Raw genomic sequence first — 5,827 nt, forward strand, 5'->3', positions numbered from 1 at the left:
GGTTTCGAAGTAGAGCGAGAGGGCCTGCGTCATGGCGACCGTGCTGTTGAGGACCCTTTCCTTTGCTGGGCCGCGCTCCATCTCATCCCGCTGGACAGACGGATCGAAGCCGTTCTGCAGGTTGCTGAACATCACCAGGGCAGTGCTGGGAAGCTGTGCCATCAGAGCGTGTCCTCCAAGCTAAACCGACCTCGCATGGCCCCGTAGGTGGATCCGGTGCCACTGGCAATGCGCCCGCCGAGCGCATCATCGAGCTGGCCCAGCAGTACCTCGACATCGACTCCGCCCGGCCCACGCGTGGCGGTCGCCGTGGTGCCCGCCGGTGCGTTCTTGACGATGACGTTGACTGCGCCGAGTCCTGCTACGGAAGGGCTCCCGCCGCCGACCGCACCGCCCGACGCGTAGCCCACCAGCCCACGGCGCATTGCTTCAACGACCCCAACGCCGCCGGCGCGGGCGACATCGGCTTGCGACCAGACCACTTCTCCCTTGTGCACGATGCCTGCGGGTTCATGGATACCGCCCGGCCCCGTGTAGCCGCCGGTATCGAAACTGATCTTCTCGCGCACCACCGGGCCGATGGTGCTGCCCAGCGCCGTGTTGAAGATGCCCATCGCCGCCTGGCGGAAGGCAATGCGGGACAGGTCGGCGATTACCGAGCGCGTGAGATCCGAGAAACTGATCTTTCCGCCGGTCGTGAACTTCGTCCAGGCATCCTCCATCCCGCTGAACACGTTCGCGGCCACAGCACCAAGCTGCTCGGCAGCATTGGATGCTTGCTGCTGGTAGTCCGCCCATGCAGCGCGCGCACCGTTGAGCCAGCTGCCCTCGGCAACCGCCAGCTGGGCGTACCCTTCACGCACGATCTGCAGGCGATCGGTGGTCTTTGCGAGCAGCACCGCACGCTCAGCTTCGAACGTCTCCTGATCGATCTGGGATGCGTTCAGCTGCAGCTGAAGCTCGCGCAGCTTGTCCGCCTGGTCGCCGTAGGCATCGTTGATGCGTTGCTGGATCTCGTTTTCGCGCTCCCCCATTCCGACACGCCCTGCCACAGCACGCATTTGGCGCTCCAGCGCCTGATTGCTCGCATCGAGAGCATTGGCGTATGCCGCGATGACGTTCGTGCGCGTGCGCGCGGTCGCCGTCTCCTCGGTCGCCAGCACCTGGAGCTTGCTCGCACCCTCGGTGCGAACTTTGACCAGGCGTGCTTCGAGATCGCCCAGCTGGCGGCTGACGTTGATGCCATCCTTGCCAGCAACGGTCTGCTGCTTCAGGAATGCGATCTGTCCCTCGAGCGAGCGCGCTTCGGCGTCCGTGCTGGCCTGCGCGAGGTCACGCATGCGGCGGTAGTACTCCGTCGCCGTGATCTCCCTTGCCGAGTACTGCGCGCGCAACAATTGGGTGCCGGCCATGATCGCGGCCTGCTCTTCCAGAAGATCATCGCGGTAGCCCTGCAGGCCGGCAGACCGCAAAGCGCCTGCCGCGTTTCCGCTCTTAGGCTTTTCTTCATACTTCTTGTCGATCGCGGCGAGCGCCGTTGCCTTGCGGTCCTCGATCTTTGCAACTTCGTCTACCAGGCCTGCGGCCCGCGCCTTCCGGATTGCAGCATCGGCTTGCCCCGAGATACGGGCTACATCTCGCCGCTTTTTTTCTTCCTTGGATGCCTCGGAGTCGATGATCGTGTCCATCTCCGCCACGGTCTCCGCTGATGCCGCTTGTGCAGCCTTGATCTGGGCATCCTTCCGCTCCTTAATCAAATCAAGCGAAATCTCCTTGATTTCAGCCGACCGCCGCACGATGTCGCGCCTCATAGCCTCAATAATCGGCTGAGCCACCCCGCCTTGCGCCACGGCCTGGTTGATGCGCGCCAAATCACGCTGGTTGTCCGCCAGCATTTGCTGCATCTGAGCTGCTGGCGCACCGAAGCCCGCGCTGGCCTGCATAGCGCCCCAAGCCTTCGTGGCTTCGGCAAACAGCTCCTTGAAACCACGGATTACCGGATTCTGACTGGAACGAACCTTAGCTAGGGCCATCACGGTCTCGCTGGCCGCCGCTCGGGTGATTACTGTCGCTGCATCTTGGTTCCGCCCTTGCTCCTGCAGCGCCCTGATCTGCTCGTAGAGCGCGACGGTCATGAAGTTGATCTGCTCATTGAGCTTCTGGGCGTTCTTGACCGGGGCGTCGGCCAGCTTCCCGTAGCTGGCCACCGTCTCATCGACGGCCTGGCCGGTCAGCTCCTTCATTGCGATGGCCGCGTTGGCAACCGCCTGCATGTTCTGGGCGGCGACCTGTCCGTTGGCGCCGATCGCCTGAGCCACTTCGGCACCTGCGCCGGCAGTGACCTGCATCGCATCGGTGGTGCGCTTAGCCAGGTTGATCAGGCTCAGCGTTGTTGCCTCGCCCTCGTTACGGGACAGCACCAGCGCCCGCACGTAGGCTTCCTGCTGCTTCTCGGCGTCGTACCAGGCGTACACAAGCACGCCAACGGCGGCGGCCGCCGCGGTGACGGGAGTGACCATGCCCAGCACCGCCGAAGACACGCCCTTCAGCGCCGGTTCGACGCCGCCGAAGCTGTCCTTGATCTGGCCGCCTTGCTGCACCAGCACCGTGAACCACGGCATCCCACCCTGCAGGCTGGTGAAGACGTCGGTGAATTGGGCAGGAAGCTGGCGCAGCGCCTGCTGCGTCTGGCCGGCGCTAACGCCCAGCTCGGCAATGCCGTTGTTCTTCGGCAGTGGGCGCGCAGCTTCGCTCTGCGTCTGCCGCAGTTCCCGGCGTAGGACCGCCATGCCCTGCTTGATGTCGTTGATGTCCGCACTGAGGCGCACACGCAGATTGGCAGTGGGCTCAGCCATGCAGGTTCTCCTTCAGGTACGTCGCCCACGCGGCTTGGTCAGGCGTCATGGCAAGTCGCACGGCGACCGCCATGCTTGCGCGCTGCTGGCGCTCGGCGCGGGCAGCGGCGGCGACAAAGGCCCGTAGCTGGGCTAGGGTGTAGGTCAGGATGTCGCGGCGCTCGTGTCCGCAGGCGATGAGCTGGTGAATGAGGTCTCCCCATCCGTGGTCGGCGGAATCTTCGGCTTCGCCACCTTTGCCACCAGGTGCGGAAGCCGTCGGGCGAAAAAATCGCGATTCAACCCGACCACCGCCTCCACCAGGCTGGCCACCTCATCCACGGTGCCCTTGGCGATCCATTCGGCCGGCCGGCCGGTAACGATGGAGAGGGCCGAGGCGAAAGCCGGAGCATCCTGCTCAAGCAGGTCCAGCACTACAGCACCGGTTTCCATCTGAGCGCCCTCGCCCAGCAGCCCCGCCGCCATCACCACACGCCCGATGATCGAACGCGCTGCCGTGATGAAGGGGGCCAGCTGCTCCAGCCGCAACGGCCCCACTTCCAGCACCTCGCCACGGAACGAAACCTGCGCCGTCGGCGGCGTCACCACTTCGAAGCCGTCCATGCCTTATTCCTCCTGTTCCCAGTAGAAGTAGGGCGAGATGTCCGGACCGGTGGCCTTGGCCGAGTCCTTGACCAGCGCACCGGCGACGGTGCCCGCGGCGAACTGGTCGCCGAGCAGCCCCATTTCGTTGAGCATGCCGCCCTTCACCTTGTGCGCGATCGCACGGACCAGCTTGCCGCCCTGGGCTTCGTTGATGCCAACGAAGTGGACCTCGTAGAACTTCTGGGAGGTGACGCCAACTTCCACACGGCCGATGGCGCCGTGCTTGTAGGTGACCTTGATGTTGGGCGCGCCGTTAACCGCGGCGGGAATCGTCGAGCCGGCGGGAATGAAGAGCATGCCGCGCTCCAGACGGTAGTCCTTGCCGGCCTCGTAGGTAGTGGTGCCGACAGTGTTCTTGACGCTGGTGACCTCCGCAGCGATCCGGGCCAGCGGCACGAACGCGCCGATCGCAGCCGCTGCGGCCTCTTCCGCGATGGTGGCTGCGGCCAATGCCGTGGCCTTGCCGCGCAGCGAGCGCGCGAAGTTGGACGGCTTGAAGTCGTGGAAGGTGTAGGACAGGTTGTACCCGGTCACGCGATCGACGCTGTTGGCCGGCCCGCCGCCCGGGTTCTGCCCATCAGCCAGCTCGATGGTGTTGGTCTGCGGTGAGAAGCTGTATGCCGATACGTTGCCGACCTCTTCCAGCGGCTGGCCGCTGTTCCATTCGCGGATCAGGACGATGCCGCTACCCAGGTAGCTGTAATCTTTGGCCATGGTGTTTCTCCGGTGAAGCCGCTGAGCGGCTGGTTACTTGGGGATGTGGGACTGGTAGGTCACGGAAACGCCCACCCAGCCGGCGGCTGCCGACTCCGGCATCAGCGGTTCCATACCCAGATAGACGGGGTACGCGAAGCCAGGCGGGAACCTGCGTTGTTTCTGGGACATCGCCATCTCGATGTCGGTTACCAGATCGTCCAGACGCTCCTGCAGGTGATCGGTGTCCGCCGGCAGCTTTGCGATGACAGCGACGGTAGTAAGGCGGTGGGTCTGCACCTGAGCGGCGTCAGCGGCGCGCTGCTGCTTTTCAATCAGCGCGGTGAAAACGCCGGTGCTCGTGGCGTCACCAGGACGCGGCTCCAGCGTCCAGTCCGCCCCGACGTTGGTCCGGTAGCCGTTGTTGGTCGAGATGACCGACAAGCACTCAGCAAAGGCGTCGAGCAAAAGACGGCGCGGGCTCGGGCTATGCATTTGATACCTCCCAGACCTGCGACGACTCATCGCCGCGGATCTTCTGCTCGAGCTTCAGCCGTCGGCCTGTGGCGTCGATCTGCACGACGCCACCGCCTCGCGGCGAGACTTCAGCCAGCTGCAGGGTGACGCGGTTATACGGCGTGCTCACCGCAACCCCCTCCTCGTCGAAGTCCTGCACCCCCTCATCGTGGAGTGCGGTGCACGGCACCGGTACAGGAGTGGCCACGCTGTGCTGATAGGTCGCCCCATCGGCGATTCCGGCTCCCTTGAAGGCAGCGAACATGAGGGCGTCGATGCATTGGAGAAACGTTTTCTGGTTCATTCTCTTGGCCTGGCGGTTTGCATGGCCTTCTCCAGCTCGCGCTTCAGGAAGAACGGCATCAGCCTCTTCCAGGTGTCGTCGGCCATGCCGAAGATGTCGTAGCGCGGCCGGTACTTGGCGGTGCCGGTAAAGATGAAGATCGAGCGCACTGCCGAGCCCCACGGGGTAGCGATGCGCTCATAGATTCCGGGCCGCAGAGCGCCCCGACGTTTCGGCAGCACGAAGTACTCGCCGCCTCGCTTTTTCTTGGACCGCCGCCGGCGCTTGGTGCTGACGTCGGTCTGGTCCTGGTACTGATCGCGGGACGCGCCCAGCTGCGACAGGATTCTGGTGATCTGGCCTGCAGGAAGATTCCCGTAGGCGTTGGCGCTCGCCCCCCTGCCCAGCACAGCGAACTGGCTGGGCGAGAGCAGGCCGCGCTGCTGCAGCAACCGCTCGAACCCCTTTTTACGGCGCTCACCACCCTCTACCTCAGCCAGCAGGTACTTGGCCGGCGGCGTGCCCTTGAAGGCTTCATCACGGATGAAGATTTCCGCGTAGGGCTGCTCCTTCGTGGCCTTGCGGTACATAGCCGCACTGACCGTGAGCGGCGTGGGCCTGTCGAAGACGCGCGGGGCCGTGCGCTTCCAGCGCTCGCGTATCTCAAAGGCGACGGCGTTGGATGCCTGGCGCGCGGCGAAAGGAACCTGTTGGGTCTCCAGCTCGGTCAGCTGGCGATCGAACAAACCGTCCGGATCTACGCCGATTTTGATCTGGGCCATGGTGTTCTCCCTTACCCGGCCCGCTGATGCGGGCCGGGTGCCGGCGGCTTACC

The 5,827-nt window shown here is 64.6% G+C and carries 6 protein-coding genes; all 6 read right to left on the bottom strand.

Annotated elements, in window-relative coordinates; translation table 11 throughout:
• Positions 1-161: 161 nt before the first annotated feature.
• Positions 162-2,855, bottom strand: coding sequence for a phage tail length tape measure family protein (locus CXG43_RS01160; protein WP_101098356.1), 2,694 nt, complete (start codon positions 2,853-2,855; stop codon positions 162-164).
• 144 nt (positions 2,856-2,999) lie between these two features.
• Positions 3,000-3,458: a hypothetical protein gene (locus CXG43_RS01165; protein WP_101098357.1), complete on the bottom strand. Its 459-nt coding sequence runs from the start codon at positions 3,456-3,458 to the stop codon at positions 3,000-3,002.
• A gap of 3 nt (positions 3,459-3,461) precedes the next feature.
• The gene (locus CXG43_RS01170; RefSeq protein WP_101098358.1) at positions 3,462-4,214 is read right to left on the bottom strand and encodes a hypothetical protein; all 753 of its coding nucleotides are present in this window, start codon (positions 4,212-4,214) and stop codon (positions 3,462-3,464) included.
• A gap of 33 nt (positions 4,215-4,247) precedes the next feature.
• The gene (locus tag CXG43_RS01175) at positions 4,248-4,688 is read right to left on the bottom strand and encodes a hypothetical protein (protein WP_198551364.1); all 441 of its coding nucleotides are present in this window, start codon (positions 4,686-4,688) and stop codon (positions 4,248-4,250) included.
• Entirely contained in the window at positions 4,681-5,013 is a 333-nt protein-coding gene (locus tag CXG43_RS01180; protein WP_101098360.1) for a hypothetical protein, read from the bottom strand. The genes CXG43_RS01175 and CXG43_RS01180 overlap by 8 nt, the downstream gene beginning before the upstream one ends.
• On the bottom strand, positions 5,010-5,774 hold the full coding sequence (locus tag CXG43_RS01185) for a hypothetical protein (protein WP_101098361.1): 765 nt from the start codon (positions 5,772-5,774) through the stop codon (positions 5,010-5,012). The genes CXG43_RS01180 and CXG43_RS01185 overlap by 4 nt, the downstream gene beginning before the upstream one ends.
• Positions 5,775-5,827: the final 53 nt, after the last annotated feature.

The sequence above is a fragment of the Stenotrophomonas sp. Bg11-02 genome, from assembly GCF_002836635.1.
Classification (GTDB): Bacteria; Pseudomonadota; Gammaproteobacteria; order Xanthomonadales; family Xanthomonadaceae; genus Stenotrophomonas; species Stenotrophomonas lacuserhaii.